This window comes from Ruegeria sp. AB8, assembly GCF_056542605.1.
The window spans coordinates 1-16,304 of record NZ_JBQGAB010000008.1 but is presented as its reverse complement, the minus strand read 5'-3'; the positions used below and the strand labels follow the sequence as shown (position 1 = coordinate 16,304).

Genomic DNA, 16,304 nt, shown 5'->3' with positions numbered 1-16,304 from the left:
CACTTCGCTGATTAAGCCTGAACTTTGTCTTCCTATCATGCAAGTTTCCTGCATGGCTTCGACCCGTTTTGAGCCGGGGCCCTGTGCACAAGTTCCATTCCGGAATATTTGGAACCGTTGCGAGGTACTGAACAACCCGTCAAGCAATGGCTGCGCAGGCTCTCTCGGCCCATGCACGCCCGGCAGGTGATAGCTGCGGACCGATCCGGCGCAGGACCTCGGCGTTGTATGCGTTCAGCCAGCATCGTTCCGCTTGGGACAACTTGTCAGTAAGCAGCATATCAGTCTGGATCGGTATCCATGTGAGGTTGGAAAACGCCATGAAGCCATCGTCCTCTTCGACGATCTCGAACAGGTTTTCGATACGGATGCCAAACCGGCCCATCTCATAAAACCCCGGCTCGATGGACAGGATCATACCCGGCACAAGATCCACCGGGTTGTAGGGCTTGCCGATACGTTGCGGGTGTTCGTGTACGGAAAGGCGATGCCCGATGCCATGTCCGGTTCCGTGATCATAGTCCAACCCTAGATCCCACAAAGGGCGGCGGCAGATGGCGTCGATGTGGTGGCCCTGTGTGCCGGGTGGAAACCGCAGTGTTGCTAGGGCGTGGAACGCTTTAAACACGGCGGTATAGGCGCGGTCATACCCATCCGGCCTGACCTTTCCGAAGGCAAAGCTGCGGGTGGCGTCGGTTGTGCCGGTCTCATACTGGCCGCCAGAATCCAGCAGATATGTCCCTTCAGGGTCAATTGTTGCCGCATCCTCCGGAATGGTCGCGTAATGGCACATGGCAGCATTCGCACCCGCGGCCGAAATGGTATTGAAGCTTTCCTCAAGATACCCGGCACGGTCGCGGCGGCAGGACTGAATTTTGTCTTTTGCTTCAAGCTCGGTCACTTGTCTGTTGAGAGAGGCTCGCGCCGGGATTTCAGCATTTAGCCAACCACAGAACTCGGTCCACGCGATGGCATCTTGAAGGTGACAGGCACGCAGGCCTTCTATTTCGACCGGATTTTTCCGGGCCTTGAAAAGCGTCAGCGGACTGCTGGCCGCTCGACCTTGCGCAGATGACCGGTCGAGGGCCAGACGCACCGCAGCCGGGGAAAATTCGCCATCGTATTGCACGCACGCGCCACGACCCGACAACTCCGAAAGGGTCGGTAGAAATGCTGCTGGCGGATGCAGCGTCACGGTGTCGGGCAGATGATCGCAGATTTCTGGGCTGAATTTTTTGGTTTCGACGAACCAGTCAACCTGACCCGATGAACGCGCCAACAAAAAAGACTGTGGAACCGGACAATAAGCCACATCCGAACCGCGCACATTGAGAAGCCATGCTATGTTGTCCGGCTGTGTTTCCACCAGCAGATCGACCTCGTCGCTTTGCAGGGTTGCGACAAGCTGAGAGATCTTTTCATCCGCGCCTACACCCGTGAATTGTGTCGGAAAGGCAGAGATGATGCCGTTGGGCGGCGCGGGCTGATTGGGCCAGATCGCGTCAACAGGGTTGTCTTCAACGGCGACAAAACGGGCGCGCGATCCATTCAGCGCATCCGTGAAGCGGTCATGCAAAACGGGCGGCAGGTGCATGGCGTCAAACCCGACGGACCAGCCCTGTTCGGCGACGGTGGCCAGCCAGAATTCAGGCGGCTCGTCGTGCAGATGGTGATGCGAGAACAAAGGTTCCGGGCATTGATTGGCAGCCTGAACCACATATCGTCCATCAACAAACATGGCGACAGTGTCACCTGTCACGATGGCCAGTCCGGCAGTACCGGTGAAGCCGGTCACATAGGCCAGCCGTTCGTCATGCGGCGCGACGTATTCGGCCTGATGCGCATCGTAGCGGGGCAGAACAAATGCATTAAGACCACGGGTGCGCATCTCGTCGCGCAGGGCTGAAACGATCCGAGCGCGGTCAGGCATGGGCGTTGATCTCTTTGACGTGGTGGCAGGCGACCCGGCCGCGATTTTCGAACGGCATCAGGGCAGGAGTATCGGTCCTGCAAATCTCGGATGCGTGGCGACAGCGGACATGGAACGGGCAGCCCGATGGCATGTTCAGGGGCGAGGGCAACTCTCCTTCAAGCGGGATGGCCTTGCCCCGATCATCCGGGTTCAGGGATGGCGCGGCAGACAAAAGCGCCTGACTGTAGGGATGGGCAGGGGCGGAGAACAATGTCTCGCTATCGCCGATTTCGACGATCCGGCCCAGATAGATCACCGCAACGCGATTTGACACATGCCGCACCAGTCGCAGGTCGTGAGCCACAAACAGGATGGTCAGGCCCAGTTTTTGCTGCAGGTCCAGCAGCAGGTTGACCACCTGCGCCTGCACCGACACATCCAGCGCCGAAACCAGTTCATCCGCAATCAGCACTTCGGGCTCGACCGCCAGTGCGCGGGCAATGGCGATGCGCTGTCGCTGGCCACCGGAAAACTCGTGCGGCAGTTTGTGCTGAGCGTCCTGAGGCAGACGCACAAGGTCCAGCAGTTCCGCGACACGGGCGGGGATGTTCGCTTTGGTGCGCATGTCGTGGACCGCCAACGCCTCGGACAGAATCTGGCCCGTTGTCATGCGTGGGTTCAGCGAGGAATAGGGGTCCTGGAACATCATCTGAACGCGCCGGTTGTAACTGCGGTCGCCGCCTGCATCTTCGAAGATATCCTGCCCCTCGAAACGGATCGTCCCGTCACTGGGGCTATGCAATCGAACGATGCAGCGGGCCAGCGTGGATTTCCCGCAACCGGATTCGCCGACGACGCCAAGCGTTTCACCCCGGATAAGATCCAGGCTGACGCCATTCAGCGCCCGCACCACTCGACCCGGCCGGCCGGTGGCAAGATCAGAAAGGCTGCGACCCAGGGCAAACCGCTGATGCAGGTCGCGTATTTCGATAACGGCATTGTTCATGCGGCGTTTCCTTCGGCCTTGGTCACAGGGTTGAAGCAGGCCACCTGCCTGCTGTCCGCGATCACCGACAGAACCGGGCGGTCCTGCTGGCAGGGCTGGATGCAGGCCTCGCAGCGTGGCGCAAAGGCGCATCCCTGCGGAAGCGCGTCCAGAGATGGAGGAACACCCGGCACGGAATAAAGCGGCGTCCGAGGTGTAAGATTTTCCGGAACCGAGCGCATCAGGCCAACTGTGTAAGGATGGCGGGGTTCGCGCAGCACATCCCGAACCGGCCCCTGTTCGACGATCCGGCCTGCATACATAACCGCCACGTTGTCACAGGTTTGGGCGACCACGCCCAGATCATGAGTGACAAGGACGACGCCCATTTCCATCTCGTCCGCCAGACGCAGAATCAGATCGAGGATCTGCGCCTGAATGGTCACATCCAGCGCCGTAGTCGGCTCATCCGCCAGCAGCAACCTGGGGTTGGCGGCCAGTGCGATTGCGATCATGACCCGTTGGCGCATTCCACCGGAGAACTGGTGCGGGTAATCCCTGAGCCTTTGCGCCGCCGAGGGGATACCGACCAGATCCAGCATCTCGACCGCCCGATCGCGCCGGGCTTTTCCGGACAGATCCGTATGTGCGCGCAATGTCTCCTCCAGTTGCAGACCCACTGTCAGCAATGGGTTCAGCGAGGTCATGGGTTCCTGAAAGATCATCGCGATCTCGCGCCCCTGGACCTGCCGCAGAGCGCGGTCCGGCAGCGGCACCAGATCGCGGCCCTGCCAGCGGACCTGCCCGCTGACATCGCCATAACGCCGCGCCAGTCCGATGATCGAGCGCAGGGTGACGCTTTTGCCCGAACCGCTTTCACCGACCAGCCCCAGAACCTCGCCACGAGCCACGCTGAAGCTGACGTCGCGCAGGGCCGGCAGTTCCCGGCCGTTGCGGTGGAAAGTGGTGTTAAGCCCCTGAACCTCGAGGATGGGAGTTCGTTCAGTCATCTCTTATCCCCGTGGTCTCAGCAGATCGGCCAGCCCGTCGCCCAGCAGCGAAAAGCCAAGGCCCGTCAAAACGATTGCCAAACCGGGCATCAGGCTGAGCCACCATGCGGTCGAGATGAAATTGCGCCCCTCGGCGATCAGCACGCCCCATTCCGCCTGCGGTGGCTGCGCGCCCAACCCAAGATAGCCCAGCGACGAACCCAGCAAGATCACCAGCGCCATGTCAGTCATCCAGTAAACAATGACCGGGGTGATGGCGTTAGGCAGCAGGTGGCGGAAGATGATGCGCCGGTCGGAATAGCCCATGACCACCCCGGCGGCGGCATAGTCATTGCCCATCTGTGCGATCACCTCGGCCCGCATCAGACGCGCGTAGTAGACCCAGTAGACCACTGATATGGCGATATACATGTTGATAAGGCCCGGCCCCAAAACGGCGACTACCGCGATCACCAGCACCAGAAATGGAAATGTGATGACCGCATCGACGATCCGACCAAAGATCAGATCGGCAAAACCCCGGTAGTATCCAACCAAGGCCCCGATGATGACACCTGTCACCAGAGCAAAGACGGTGCCAAAGACCGCCATCTGCATATTGACCTGATAGGCCCAGATCACGCGGGACAGGCTGTCCCGCCCCAGCAGGTCGGTGCCGAACGGATGCTCCCACGAGGGAGGCTTTCGCACCGCCAGGTAGTCAATCGCATTTGGATCGTAGGGCGCGAAAACCCCCGGGAAGATGGCCAGCAGGGTCGAAAACCCGATGATCAGCAACCCGGCCGCAAAGCCCGGTTTGCGCAAGGCGGCGCGGGCAAAGGACGGGCGGCTGGCGGTAAAGGTCACGTCACTCATTGCAGGCGCATCCTTGGGTCCAGGCGGCTTTGGAACAGGTCCGTCATCAGAAAGACCAACGAGACAAGAAGCGCGAAGGTCAGGGTCAGCCCCTGTATCAGCGGGTAGTCGCGGGCAAAGATCGCCTCCAGCATCAGCCGTCCCATGCCGGGCACCGCAAAGACTGTCTCGGTAACCAGCGTGCCGCTCATCAGATTGCCGATGGACAGACCCAAGAGGGTAACCGTGGAAATCAGCGCGTTGCGCAGCACGTGACGGCCAAGGATCAGGCGCGGCGGCAGACCCTTGGCGCGGGCGAACTGGACATACTCGGCATCCAGAACCTCGATAATCGCGCTGCGCAAGTTCCGCATGATGATGGCCGAAGTATAAAGCGCCACGGTCACCGAAGGCAGAAACAGGTGATAGAGACGCTCACCAAACGTGTCGCCATAGCCACCCACCGGGAACAGGCGCAACTGCGCCGCCAAAAAGGTCAGCAGGACCAGCCCGATGTAAAACACCGGCATCGACAGGCCGATCTGGAACACGGTGCGGATCACCGCATCGGGCCAGCGGCCGCGATTGAGCGCCGCGACAAAGGCCAGCGGACCAGCGATGATCAGGGATAGCACAACCGAGTAGATCGTCAGGAAAACGGTGATCGGCAATCGATCGGCAATGACGCCCACGACATCCGTCCGCATCAGGATCGAACGGCCCAGATCGCCCTGCAGAGTATTGGTCAGAAACAGCCAGAATTGCACTGGCATCGGTTCCGTCAGACCCAGCCTTTCCCGGATTGCAGCAATATCGGCGTCAGATGCGCGGTCCCCGGCCATGGCGATGGCCGGATCACCGGGCAACAGGCGCACCAGCATGAATATGATGATCATGACCAGAAAGAAGGTCGGGATCATCAGCAAAAGCCGTTTAAAGATGTAGGACAGGCTGGACAATTCGACGCTCCGCAAAGGGCCCCGCCGCAGGGTGCGGCGAGGCAAGGGATCAGCTCTTAGCGGCTGACTGTGGCTTCATCGAAGATGTTATTGCCAAGCGGGGTCTGAACATAGCCCTCGACCGCCGTCCCCAGCGCGACAGCGAAAGGTGTTTCATACATGAACAGCAAGGGGGCTGCCTCGGCATAAAGTGCCTGCATGCGGTCGAACTTGGCCTTTCGAGAGTCCGGGTCCATGTCTTTGGCGGCCTCTTCGAACAGGGTGTTGAACTCTGCGTTCTCCCAACCGGTGCCGACAGCCTTGGCAGTCGGTGTGTAGCCCAGCCAGCCGACAACCTGGCTGGGATCGTTCACATCGTTGACCCAGCCATAGGTGTGAATGTCAAACTCACCCGAGCGGTTCTTGGCCCCGCGCGTGGCGCCGTCGACCTGTTCGACGACCAGATCAATTCCCAACTCGCCCCACATTTGCTGAAGCGCGGCGAAAATTGTTGCGTCATCGGCGGATCCGGCCAGCGTGGTCAGAGTCACCCGCGTGCCGTCCGCGACCCCGGCATCCGCGATCAACCCTTTGGCTTTTTCAAGATCATAGCTATAGAGCGGGCTCAGATCGGCCGCATATTGCGTTGCTTTGGCCATCAGCGGTGAGCTCATGGGTTGGCCCGCACCGTGCAGAACCACACCGATCAGAGCATCCTTGTTGGTGCCATAGTTCAGCGCCTGCCGCACGCGGGGGTCTGCCAGCGGGTTGGGGGAACCGTCGGCGCGTGTCTCACGGGTGTTGATCGGCGAATAGATGATCCGTGTTGACGGATACAGCTGCATGTTGATGTTCGGATCGGCCTCAAGCTCGGCCACGCGGCTGAACGGGATGAACTCGGCTGCATCCACCTCTCCCGCCTGGAGGCGCAGAATGCGGGTTGCATCATCGGGAACGATCTCGAAATGGACGCCGTCCAGATAGGGCAGGGCTTTGCCATCCGCGCCCATGCGCCAGTAATGCTCGTTGGCGCAGAAATCCATGCTGGCCCCTTGTTCAAAGCCGCACAAATAGAACGGGCCGGTGCCGACGCCTGCGCTTGTGGCCGCGAAAATGGCAGCGGATTTGTCCTGATCCGTTTCACCTGCGGCTGCGTCAAATGCGGCTTTCGAAACGATGGCCGTGTTGAATGTGGCCAACATCGACAACAGGGTGGGATCGGGGTCCTTCAAAGCGATGGTGATCGCGTTTCCATCCGCGGACACCGTGTCAATCGATCCCAGCAGACCGGCCCATGGGCTCAGGTCAGGGTTGCGGGCGCGATCCAGCGAAAAGACTACATCCGCGCCCGACATGGGCGAGCCGTCAGCGAACTGGATACCTTCTCGCAGGGTCAGGGATACGGTCTTGCCATCCTCTGACACTGCATAGTCTTCTGCAAGCCCGGGTTCTACCGAGTTGCCATCGGGGCTGCTGCGCAAAAGCGTGTCGAACAGGCTGCCAACCATCCAGATATCGGGGTTGCGGTCCGCGTAAATCGGATCGATCAGGCGCGATCCGTCATAGCGGGCAAAGTTCAATGTGCCCCCGCGTTCCTGCGCCAGAACGGGCAGCGCAAGCGTCGCGGCGACCGTGGCGCCCAATAATGTCTTCAGCTTCATCTTCTTCTCCTCCCGCAAGTCTTCTTGCTCCTGCGGAGGGACATTAAGTGATTCTTAGTTTTACTAAAGTTTTTTTTAGCAAAAGATGAAACTTTTTTAGACCGCGGCATTCCGGGACTGAGTTTTTCGCAGTCCTAACCGCTGTCTGGTGGCGCGGAATCCTTGATCGGAGAGGTTGTAACCCACAGTTCGACGGCCTCGGTTTCGCCCAGGACAACGGAATAGTGAGGCGTCGATGTGTCGTGATGAACCACATCACCGGGTGACATGATAAAAACACGATCACCCAGATGGTATTCCAGTTGACCGGCTTGCAGATAGCAAAAGGCTTCACCGCTGTGGCACATACGTTCCGATACGTGGCCCGGCGGGCGATGAACGATCTGCGGGTGGAACAGAGCGCCCAGAAATCCCGGCCCGAGTTTCTCGTAAAACCGCCCGCGCAAGCCAAGGGAATAGGTCTGTCTGCTATCCTTGGCGACAAACTCGGAAAAGACCTGTGGAACGCTCAGCAGTTGTTCGATGGTTGTCTGCAAGGCCGCGGCAATTGCCATGAGAGAGGTTAAGGAGGGAGAGCTGAGCCCACGCTCGACCTGCGACAGGAAACCTGTGGTCAGATCGGCCTTCTTGGCCACCTGATCCAGCGTCAGCCCCATCGCCTTGCGGCGTCGCCGGATCGCCTGACCCAATTCGGTCGGCTGCCCCTTGGTTTTTACCCGCGTTGTCGGAGCTTGCATCCGGTCTCTCCTGCATTCCATTTGTTCTGACCATTGAACAGAAGAATGTGGGGAAGATCAAAATTTATTTTAGTACATCTAAAAATCCGGCACCAAGTGTTGTCAACTTTGCTTCCTTGCCTTTTGAAAATCAAGAAACTCCCGTGAGATGGCTTGAGCCGCCATCTCCAGCAGTCGGGCTCCGTCTGTGGGCGTGGCCAAGGCAGAATGGGATCCGACCCGCCCGTCCGGGAATTCTGCGCGGTGTTCATCGGGCGGCCCGTGACGGTCTCCGCTGTGATCACGCAGGTATTGAGGGGTCAGCTTTTGCGGCGGCTCTTCGGCGCGTTCGTCGGTTATGACGCCCAACAAGGATTGCGTGATGGCAACTTCGGACGGGGTGGCGTGCATCCCTTCCCATTCTCCGTATAGCGTTCGCCGCAATGCGTTGACGGGTTCAGGTTCCCACCAGCTGCGGGTGATCAAGGCGTTCGGGGGCAGGTCGGCGCTTATGGCCTGCAGCGGTGCAATGTTCGCACCATGGCCGTTAACGATGAAGACGCCAGAAAAGCCCTGCGCCAAAAGGCCTTCAATGATTTCCCTTGCGTAAAGGGTGAACACATCCGGGGTAACGGAAACCGTGCCGGGAAAGGCAGCGTTGAAAGGTGCGGGCGTGTAGGCCAGGGCGGGTGCCACGATCGCGTCACACAGATCAGCGGCGCGCAGCGCGACGGCCCGGGCACAGATCGTATCGGTCCCGATCCGCCCGATCGGCCCGTGCTGTTCGGTCGAACCGACAGGAAGTATAACGGCGCAGCCATTGCTTAGGCGTTCGTCAACTTCGTACCAGGTCATGTGTTCCAGTTGCATCAGGTGTCCTTACGGTTACGCGCGCTTTCCCTTTTTGTACCGGGGCGGTACGCTGCGAGCATGGAAGATTCCGCACCCATCGAAGGGGAAAAGCCCCGGCTGGATCAGGTAATCGGCGCAGCGGTCAAAACCCACAGGGTTCTGGCCGGCCTGACGATCGCTGAACTGTCGGCGCGCGCCAATGTCTCGCCAGCGATGATTTCCAAGATCGAGCGGGGACAGGTATCCGCTTCGCTGAGTTCGCTTGAGGCGTTGGCGAAGGCCACGGGCGTTCCGCTGATCAATTTCTTCGCCGGAACTGCCGAAGTGACGGATGTATCCTTTGTGGCCGCCGGCGAGGGCATGACGGTTCAGCGTATGGGCAGCGATTTTGGGCATGCGTTCAAACTGATCGGACGGGCGGAAGCCAGCCACGTGAGCTTTGAGAGCTTCCTTGTCACGCTTGAAGGCCCCTTGCCGCTGGGCCCGCTTTATCAGCATGAAGGGGCAGAGTTCGTGCATGTAACCGAGGGCGAAATGATCTTTCGGTGCGGCGAAGGCTTGTACCACATGCGCCCCGGCGACAGTCTGAGTTATGATTCCAGTACGACCCATGGGGCGGTTGAGCTTAAGACGGACAAGGTCAGTTTTATTTCACTTCTGGCCAAAGCAGTGCCTGGCTAGACCGTCCGCTCCGGCCGGAGCGAACGGTTCTGAATATGGGGATCAAAGCCCCCATTTTTCCTTGTTGGCCTCAAAGAACCCCTGCGCCTTTTTCACTTTGATCCAGTTGTTCACGTAATTGATCCATACCTGATCGTCCTGTGGTAGCAGCATGGCGATGGGCGAAGGAGAACGCGCCTCGGCGCCGGCAACCGGGACAACCGGAAATTTGGCTTCCAGCGTCGCGCCTTCGATGTTTGACGTGATAAAGACGTCGGCACGTCCGGCCAGAACCTCCTGAAATCCGCGGGCAGGGGCCTCGACCACCTTGATATCCGCGTTCGGGAACCATTCGCGCGCACGTTTTTCGAATGTGGTGCCAAGGGTTGTTGCAACCTTGACGTCAGGCTGGTTGATCGAGTCGTAGCCGTTGAAACGGTCGGCCTTGTCCTTGGTCGTGAACGGATAGAGTTCGACCGAAATGTAGCTTTCCGAGAAACCCGCAACCTTCATGCGCGGCGGCGAGATCGAAGCCGAACCGGTCATGTGGTATTTGCCCGAAACCACGCCGTTGACCAGCGTTTTCCAGTCGGTCGGAACAAACTCGACCTCGACCCCTAGGTCGTTGGCCAGCTCGGTCATGATGTCGATGTCATACCCTTTGTAGCTGTTGGTTGCAGGGTCGCGCAGGGTCATCGGGTTCCAGTCACCGGTTGTGCCAACCTTCAGGACACCGCCATCAAGGATTTCGTTCAGCGCTGACTGGGCCTGTGCGGCCCCGGCAAGGGCCAGTCCGATGGCTGCCGCAGCGGCCGTCCTGAGTAGGTTTTTCATCTGAGTGCTCCCGTTGGTTGTTCATTGATTGCCGTTGTATACTAGCATTTTTGATGCTTGATTTAACGTCAAGTGCAACGTTAACCTCAAGAAAAATATTTCTTCCCAGGAAAACTTCATACCAAGGGAGCCCGGCCAGTGAGCGAAACGGCAATCGAACTTGTGAATGTCAATAAATGGTACGGCGATTTCCATGTTTTGAAGGACATCAATCTCAGCATCAAGTCGGGCGAAAAGGTTGTGATCTGCGGCCCTTCGGGGTCCGGCAAATCGACCGTGGTGCGCTGTATCAACCGATTGGAAGAACACCAAAAAGGCACCATCCGTGTTGATGGAATTGAACTGACGAATGACCCCAAATCCGTGACGGCCATCCGGTCCGAGGTCGGAATGGTGTTTCAGCAGTTCAATCTATTCCCGCACCTGAGCGTTCTGGAAAACCTGACCCTTGGCCCGATCAAGTCACGAGGAATGTCGCGTGCCGACGCCGAGGCTCGGGCGAGGCACTATCTGGAGCGGGTTCACATCCCGGATCAGGCCGAAAAACGCCCCGGCCAACTGTCCGGGGGACAGCAGCAGCGCGTCGCCATCGCGCGGTCGTTGTGCATGGAACCCCGGGTCCTGCTGTTTGACGAACCCACGTCGGCACTGGACCCCGAGATGATTTCCGAAGTGCTTGATGTGATGGTGGAACTTGCGCAAGAAGGTATGACCATGGTCGTGGTGACACATGAGATGGGCTTTGCCCGCAAAGTGGCAGACAACATGGTGTTCATGGATGCGGGGCAGATTGTCGAGCAGGGCAACCCCGAGGAGTTCTTTGGCGCCCCCCGATCCGAGCGCTGTCAGAAATTTCTCAGCCAGATACTGCAACATTGAGGGGGCCAAACGCGATGATAAGAAACCTTCTTCTTCTCCTGTCGTTTCTGGCGCTTGCAGCTTGTTCCAGTTCTTCCACATGGGGATGGTATGTCATCAATCCGATGACCGAAGCGGGCTGGATCAATGTCAAATTCCTAATTTCCGGCATGGGCGACACCATCTTGATTTCAGTGATCGCCGCTGTCATTTCGATTGTTCTGGGGCTGATCGTGGCATTGCCGGGGCTGGCCAAAAGCAGGGGCTGGCGTTTGGTGAACCGGGTCTATGTCGAACTGATCCGCTCGATCCCGCTGCTGCCCATGCTGTTCTGGGTCTTCTACGGCCTGCCGATCGTTTTTCGTGAAATGGGCCTGAACATACCGATTGATCCGTTTTGGGGCGCGATCATCACGCTTGCCTTGTCCGACAGCGCATTTACGGCCGAGATATACCGGGCCGGTATCCAGTCGATTGCCAAGGGACAGACCGAGGCGGCCCAGACCATCGGCCTGAACTATCTTCAAACCATGCGCTATGTGATCCTGCCTCAGGCGATCCGGCGCATTTTGCCGCCGCTGGCGAACCAGTTCATCTACATTGTCAAGATGAGCGCCTTTGCCAGCGTCATCGGCATGCAGGAACTGACGCGGCGCGCGAACGAGCTGGTGGTGACGGAATACCGCCCGCTTGAGATCTATTCGCTGCTGATCCTTGAATATCTGATCCTGGTTCTGATCATCAGCGCCGGAGTGCGCTGGCTGGAACGCCGCATGGGATCGGACGAACGCGGCTGAAGGAGGACGACATGGACTGGAATGACTTCATGGCCGGGATTGAGGCCGACATCGCAACATATTCGAAAGAAGTGCCCGAAACGGTCAAAGGCTTTGGCATCATGGGGAAGGCCGCCAAGTCTAACGGCGCGCTCAGCGAAAAAACCAAAGAGTTCATGGCGCTCGGTATCGCAATTGCGACGCGCTGTGACAGTTGTATCGGCTTTCACGTCCGTTCTTTGGTGCGCCTCGGTGCCAGCCGGGAAGAACTGTGCGAGGCGCTGGCCATGGCGACCTATATGGGCGGCGGCCCGTCTTATGCCTACAGCGCCAAGGCGCTCAAGGCGTTCGACACCTTTTCAAAACAAGCTTAACGGCTGATCGTGATGCCCGCGCGGCGCGCCGTTGTTCTCAGCTGATCCAGCAAGTCCGCGTCGCGCTGAACGTATCGTGTTTCTGTTACAGTCAGCGCGCCGGGTGTTACCCGATCTTCGAACAGCATCATCGCCAATGCGGAACTGTCACGCACGGATGACCAGATCATGCCATCTGCGGCGGGATTGTCTTTCCAGATCAAGGCGGCAAGCTCTCGGCAAGTGGGATAGTTGCTTTCATCGTAGGTAAGCAAGTCAGCTTCCGCGATGTCCCAGGCGGCGAGTTCCGGCGTAAACAAACGAACCAACTGAAGTTCCCGCCTGGTAGTTAACCGGCTTGCTGCATAGTCATCAAGACGGTTACGAGGGAATGTCTGATACTTGGCCGGACGTTCTCGGAACAGTGTTTCATAAGCCGCGCCATCAAATGTGGTAGCGGAGTAAAGAGTGGGAACTATTTTGCCCTCGAGATCCTGAAAGGGGGCGAAGCGGGACGTGCCGTAACCGGGATTGAACTGATCACCATCCAGAACGTCTCGGTGCAGGCGAAAGACCTCTCGCCCGCTTTCCAGCGCAAAGTAGGGATGCTGTCCGGCCGCATTCGGAAGTATCACGCGCCGTCAGCCTGCCGGCGTTTCAAACGCGCGCGCAGCGGCATCGACAACCCGCGCGTCACCGGCCTGAACAAGATCAATCGGCCGAGCACCATCCAGCGCGTTTTGGGGCGCGACAAGCCAAAAGGCAGTTTGCCAGGGAGTCAAATCCTGCGGAAGCGCCGCAAGCACGTCCGCCAAGGTCGCATGGGGCCGCCCATCAGCATTAAATTGGAACGCCGGATACAGGTCCTTGCCCTGCAGTTTGACCGAAAAGATCTTTCCGGCCTTTTTCCAGTCGTTCGCCGTGGCTGACTTGTTTCTCGATGTGCTGCCAGACATGGCATGGATCTGGGCGCTTGTAAGGACCTCAAAATCGCTCAGGAACTCAGCGCGCAGCCGGGCGTTGTCGTCGTCAATCTTTGCCTCGACCTGATCGAACGCGTCCGTGTCGAGATAGGCATCGATCATCGCGTCAATACGCTCCTGAGCGCGCTCCAGCTTTCGTCTGGCAACCGAGGATGCGATGAGATGAAATGTCCTGGGCGACATGTCCCGAACACCGCTGATAAGGATCAGGGATTTGTCCTTTTGAGCAAGCCGAACCGCTTCCTGCGCGGAAAGATCGCGTTCGGTATCTTCTGCGACATCATAAAGATGAAGAATCCTGGACATCACAAGCTTCCTTATATTTCATATACGACAATATAGATAAGAAGCATCAGAAAACAAGCATTGCGAAGCCGTTGTCATTGGCCAAAGCGAGTACTTCGGCAATACAACTCTTTTTAACATAATCTTGATTATGCGATTAACGCATGTAGCGGGGTGGATTCACAAACGAAGTGCGAATTCTGTATCAAAACAAAGTGTTGCATGAAGGATATTGAATGGGAAGCTGTTACCCTCACCTGAGTTTGGAAGAACGTCGTAAGATTGCCATGTGGCGAGACGCCAGAATGCCGGTGCCGGAGATTGCGGATCGGATGGGTCGCGCACCGTCGACGATCTATCGCGAGTTGAAGCGCAATTTCTTCACGGACACGGAAATGCCGGAGCTGAATGGTTATCACGCGATAGCGGCTCAAAACATGTATGAGGGCCGCCGCGCCATCCATCGGAATGTGGTTATGCACCCGGATTTGAAGGAGGCCATCGAAGATCGGTTCAAAACCGGCTGGTCTCCTGAACAGATTGCAGGCCGGACGCGCCTGGAACGCCATTCGATCCGCGTGAGCCACGAGACGATCTATCGTTTTGCCTATTCCAAGGATGGTCTTGATGAGCAGTTCTATCGGCACCTGTCTGAGCATCGCAAACGCCGCCGCCCGTGCGGATACCGGCGGTACCACCGTACGCAGTTCTTCGACAGCCAAGGCTTGTCACGCAGGCCGGAACCGTATCACGCAACGGACTGAGTTCGGCCATTGGGAGTGCGATCTGATGATGTTCCGTAAGGAGTATTGAAAGACCAACGTGACTTCGCTCGTCGAGCGCGTCAGCCGCTATGCTGTCTTCATGCGCAATGAAGATCGTCAATCGAAGCCGATCATGGAAGCATTGATCAAGGGGCTCGCCCCCCTGCCCGCCGATGCCCGGCAGTCGATTACCTTCGACCGCGGGAACCGAGTTCTCGGCCTGGCAAAGATTGAAGGATGGTATGTGAGCTGACAGTTGGTTCTGCGATCCGCAGGCTCCCTGGCAGAAAGGTACGGTCGAAAACACCAACAACAGGCTGCGAAGATACCTCCCCAGATCAACCGAGCCGACGGCGCTGACAAATCGATTTTTGAGGTGGATTTGCCACCGCCTCAATTCAATGCCGCGCAAAATGCCTCGGCTACCGAACACTTGCCGAAGTCTTCGAAAGCAACCTGATGGAAATTCAGAACCGGCTGACGTAAAGAACAAATAAGAAATTGCGCTTCAACGTGAGTCCACACCGGGTGGATTTGTCGGAGTACGAAGATAATACGGTTGAGTTATTGAGACTCGCCTCCCATTGAATTCAACACCTTAAGATTTTTGTTCTTTTTGAATTTTTCGACGGTTCAAGCGCTTCAAGTCTAAGTCAAGCAGAAAGCCAGTAAGCCTCTTCGCAACCTAGAAACCGGTGCAGTGTGTCTTACTAGTACATGGTTGATCGGCAGAATACCCTGCCCCAGCACACGGCCGATATTGTTGAAAAACTCCAGTTTTGGCCAAAACCTGTAAAAAATTACCCATTGAGAGGCGGTTGAAGTTCTTGGCCAGGGGTTCGGCCAAAGCATTGGTTCCGAGATGTGCGAGGCTGTCATGGCCTTCTCTGGGCAAGTGGCGTCAACATTGCTGACGCGATGGAAAATAGGCGAAAAAGCGAGTGGGCCGAATTCTCGAGTTTTTCAACAATATCGGCACATAGCTGCCGTTGGCCACACCGCTTCGATACTGTGATTGCAGCCCGCTTAGCGGCCATTCGCTGCGATCGCGAAATGTGTAGCAGGCCGAACTCACGCCCTGCGGGACGGAGTTTCCATTCGCTGCTGGAAGCACCACGGTGTGTTCTGCGGGCACATCTTCTACGTACTACGAGGTATGGCAGCCCATGTGACAGAGCCGCATAAACAGTGATCTGTTAGACTTTTTTGCTGTAAATTTCCGGCTTTCTGCATCGCACAGCGGTCAGCAGTCTAGGCAACGTTTAGGAGTTTCTTGCACTGCGCCAAGCCCTCGAAAACTGTCCAAAACGTAAGACCACTTTACTCAAGTCAGTTGATCTTTTGAAACCTGATCAAGCAAACCAGTCCAGGCGGCAACCGCATACATTCGATCACGATTTAGCCGTGGGTCGGCAACCCGCTTGAGAGTAACGTCGGGCACATCATCAGACCTACCCAAGTCCTCAAATATCTCCTCAAAACAGGTCCTCGTCGGCACTGACCAACATGCCTACAAGCAATCTCCCAACCACAGATGCTACTGATTTCAGTTGAGACAAAAGTTGTCGGTTCCAGCTACGTTAAGCACGTTGAGAGGCAATGATGAATAAGGCCCAGTTCCCGGGCAGAAAGTCATGTGGCACTCCGGCCCGCCACGACAGGTGCTAGGGTCAAGACACATAGCCAGTAAGTGACGATTGCCGCCAGCGCGATGGCTGACAGGAAGACCTTTGGGCATCTGTCGTAACGGGTCGCGACCCGCCGCCACTCCTTCAACCTGCCGAACATGATTTCGATCCGGTTGCGCCGTTTGTAGCGACGCTTGTCGTACTTCACCGGTTTCTTGCGCTGTTGTCGACCGGGGATGCAGGCGCGTATCCCTT

At 57.6% G+C, this 16,304-nt stretch carries 16 protein-coding genes and 1 pseudogene; 5 read left to right on the top strand and 12 right to left on the bottom strand.

Annotation, left to right across the window (positions count from 1 at the left end):
* Positions 1 to 139 precede the first annotated feature (139 nt).
* The 8 genes from ACR0CG_RS09825 to ACR0CG_RS09790 all read right to left on the bottom strand — a co-directional run bounded on the left by ACR0CG_RS09825 (position 140) and on the right by ACR0CG_RS09790 (position 8,926).
* Positions 140 to 1,930, bottom strand: coding sequence for an aminopeptidase P family protein (locus ACR0CG_RS09825; protein ID WP_480524461.1), 1,791 nt, complete (start codon positions 1,928 to 1,930; stop codon positions 140 to 142).
* On the bottom strand, positions 1,923 to 2,918 hold the full coding sequence (locus ACR0CG_RS09820; RefSeq protein WP_170613972.1) for an oligopeptide/dipeptide ABC transporter ATP-binding protein: 996 nt from the start codon (positions 2,916 to 2,918) through the stop codon (positions 1,923 to 1,925). The genes ACR0CG_RS09825 and ACR0CG_RS09820 overlap by 8 nt, the downstream gene beginning before the upstream one ends.
* Positions 2,915 to 3,907 (bottom strand): ABC transporter ATP-binding protein, encoded by a 993-nt coding sequence (locus ACR0CG_RS09815; protein ID WP_480524459.1) that lies wholly within the window; start codon positions 3,905 to 3,907, stop codon positions 2,915 to 2,917. Before ACR0CG_RS09815 ends, ACR0CG_RS09820 begins: the two co-directional genes overlap by 4 nt.
* Before the next feature lie 3 nt (positions 3,908 to 3,910).
* Complete coding sequence (locus ACR0CG_RS09810) at positions 3,911 to 4,762, bottom strand: ABC transporter permease (RefSeq protein ID WP_480524456.1); 852 nt, start codon at positions 4,760 to 4,762, stop codon at positions 3,911 to 3,913.
* Positions 4,759 to 5,700, bottom strand: coding sequence for an ABC transporter permease (locus ACR0CG_RS09805; RefSeq protein WP_170807990.1), 942 nt, complete (start codon positions 5,698 to 5,700; stop codon positions 4,759 to 4,761). Before ACR0CG_RS09805 ends, ACR0CG_RS09810 begins: the two co-directional genes overlap by 4 nt.
* 56 nt (positions 5,701 to 5,756) lie before the next feature.
* Complete coding sequence (locus ACR0CG_RS09800) at positions 5,757 to 7,340, bottom strand: ABC transporter substrate-binding protein (protein WP_480524454.1); 1,584 nt, start codon at positions 7,338 to 7,340, stop codon at positions 5,757 to 5,759.
* A gap of 134 nt (positions 7,341 to 7,474) precedes the next feature.
* The gene (locus ACR0CG_RS09795; protein ID WP_480524452.1) at positions 7,475 to 8,077 is read right to left on the bottom strand and encodes a helix-turn-helix domain-containing protein; all 603 of its coding nucleotides are present in this window, start codon (positions 8,075 to 8,077) and stop codon (positions 7,475 to 7,477) included.
* A gap of 102 nt (positions 8,078 to 8,179) precedes the next feature.
* Positions 8,180 to 8,926, bottom strand: coding sequence for a creatininase family protein (locus tag ACR0CG_RS09790; RefSeq protein ID WP_480524450.1), 747 nt, complete (start codon positions 8,924 to 8,926; stop codon positions 8,180 to 8,182).
* A gap of 60 nt (positions 8,927 to 8,986) precedes the next feature.
* Here ACR0CG_RS09790 and ACR0CG_RS09785 point away from each other — a divergent pair, with 60 nt between their 5' ends.
* A complete protein-coding gene (locus tag ACR0CG_RS09785) occupies positions 8,987 to 9,589 on the top strand; it encodes a helix-turn-helix domain-containing protein (protein ID WP_480524448.1) in 603 nt (200 codons plus the stop codon).
* A gap of 42 nt (positions 9,590 to 9,631) precedes the next feature.
* Here ACR0CG_RS09785 and ACR0CG_RS09780 read toward each other — a convergent pair whose 3' ends face one another.
* Entirely contained in the window at positions 9,632 to 10,402 is a 771-nt protein-coding gene (locus ACR0CG_RS09780; protein WP_170613967.1) for a transporter substrate-binding domain-containing protein, read from the bottom strand.
* 138 nt (positions 10,403 to 10,540) lie between these two features.
* Here ACR0CG_RS09780 and ACR0CG_RS09775 point away from each other — a divergent pair, with 138 nt between their 5' ends.
* From ACR0CG_RS09775 to ACR0CG_RS09765, 3 genes are read left to right on the top strand one after another with little or no spacing between them, the layout of a single operon-like run.
* A complete protein-coding gene (locus ACR0CG_RS09775) occupies positions 10,541 to 11,281 on the top strand; it encodes an amino acid ABC transporter ATP-binding protein (protein ID WP_170613966.1) in 741 nt (246 codons plus the stop codon).
* A gap of 14 nt (positions 11,282 to 11,295) precedes the next feature.
* The gene (locus tag ACR0CG_RS09770; RefSeq protein WP_480524446.1) at positions 11,296 to 12,057 is read left to right on the top strand and encodes an amino acid ABC transporter permease; all 762 of its coding nucleotides are present in this window, start codon (positions 11,296 to 11,298) and stop codon (positions 12,055 to 12,057) included.
* 11 nt (positions 12,058 to 12,068) lie between these two features.
* On the top strand, positions 12,069 to 12,410 hold the full coding sequence (locus tag ACR0CG_RS09765) for a carboxymuconolactone decarboxylase family protein (RefSeq protein WP_170678646.1): 342 nt from the start codon (positions 12,069 to 12,071) through the stop codon (positions 12,408 to 12,410).
* On the opposite strand, the gene ACR0CG_RS09760 is transcribed toward ACR0CG_RS09765, so the two are convergent.
* Both ACR0CG_RS09760 and ACR0CG_RS09755 read right to left on the bottom strand, forming a co-directional pair.
* On the bottom strand, positions 12,407 to 13,024 hold the full coding sequence (locus tag ACR0CG_RS09760; RefSeq protein ID WP_480524443.1) for an RES family NAD+ phosphorylase: 618 nt from the start codon (positions 13,022 to 13,024) through the stop codon (positions 12,407 to 12,409). The genes ACR0CG_RS09765 and ACR0CG_RS09760 overlap by 4 nt on opposite strands.
* A gap of 6 nt (positions 13,025 to 13,030) precedes the next feature.
* A complete protein-coding gene (locus ACR0CG_RS09755) occupies positions 13,031 to 13,678 on the bottom strand; it encodes a hypothetical protein (protein ID WP_480524441.1) in 648 nt (215 codons plus the stop codon).
* Positions 13,679 to 13,893: 215 nt separating this feature from the next.
* On the opposite strand from ACR0CG_RS09755, the pseudogene ACR0CG_RS09750 reads away from it, so the two are divergent.
* A pseudogene (locus ACR0CG_RS09750) lies at positions 13,894 to 14,907 on the top strand (IS30 family transposase).
* A gap of 1,146 nt (positions 14,908 to 16,053) precedes the next feature.
* Here the strand turns inward: ACR0CG_RS09750 and ACR0CG_RS09745 are convergent.
* Positions 16,054 to 16,304: transposase (locus tag ACR0CG_RS09745; protein WP_480524440.1), on the bottom strand; the 251-nt coding region annotated here is incomplete at its 5' end.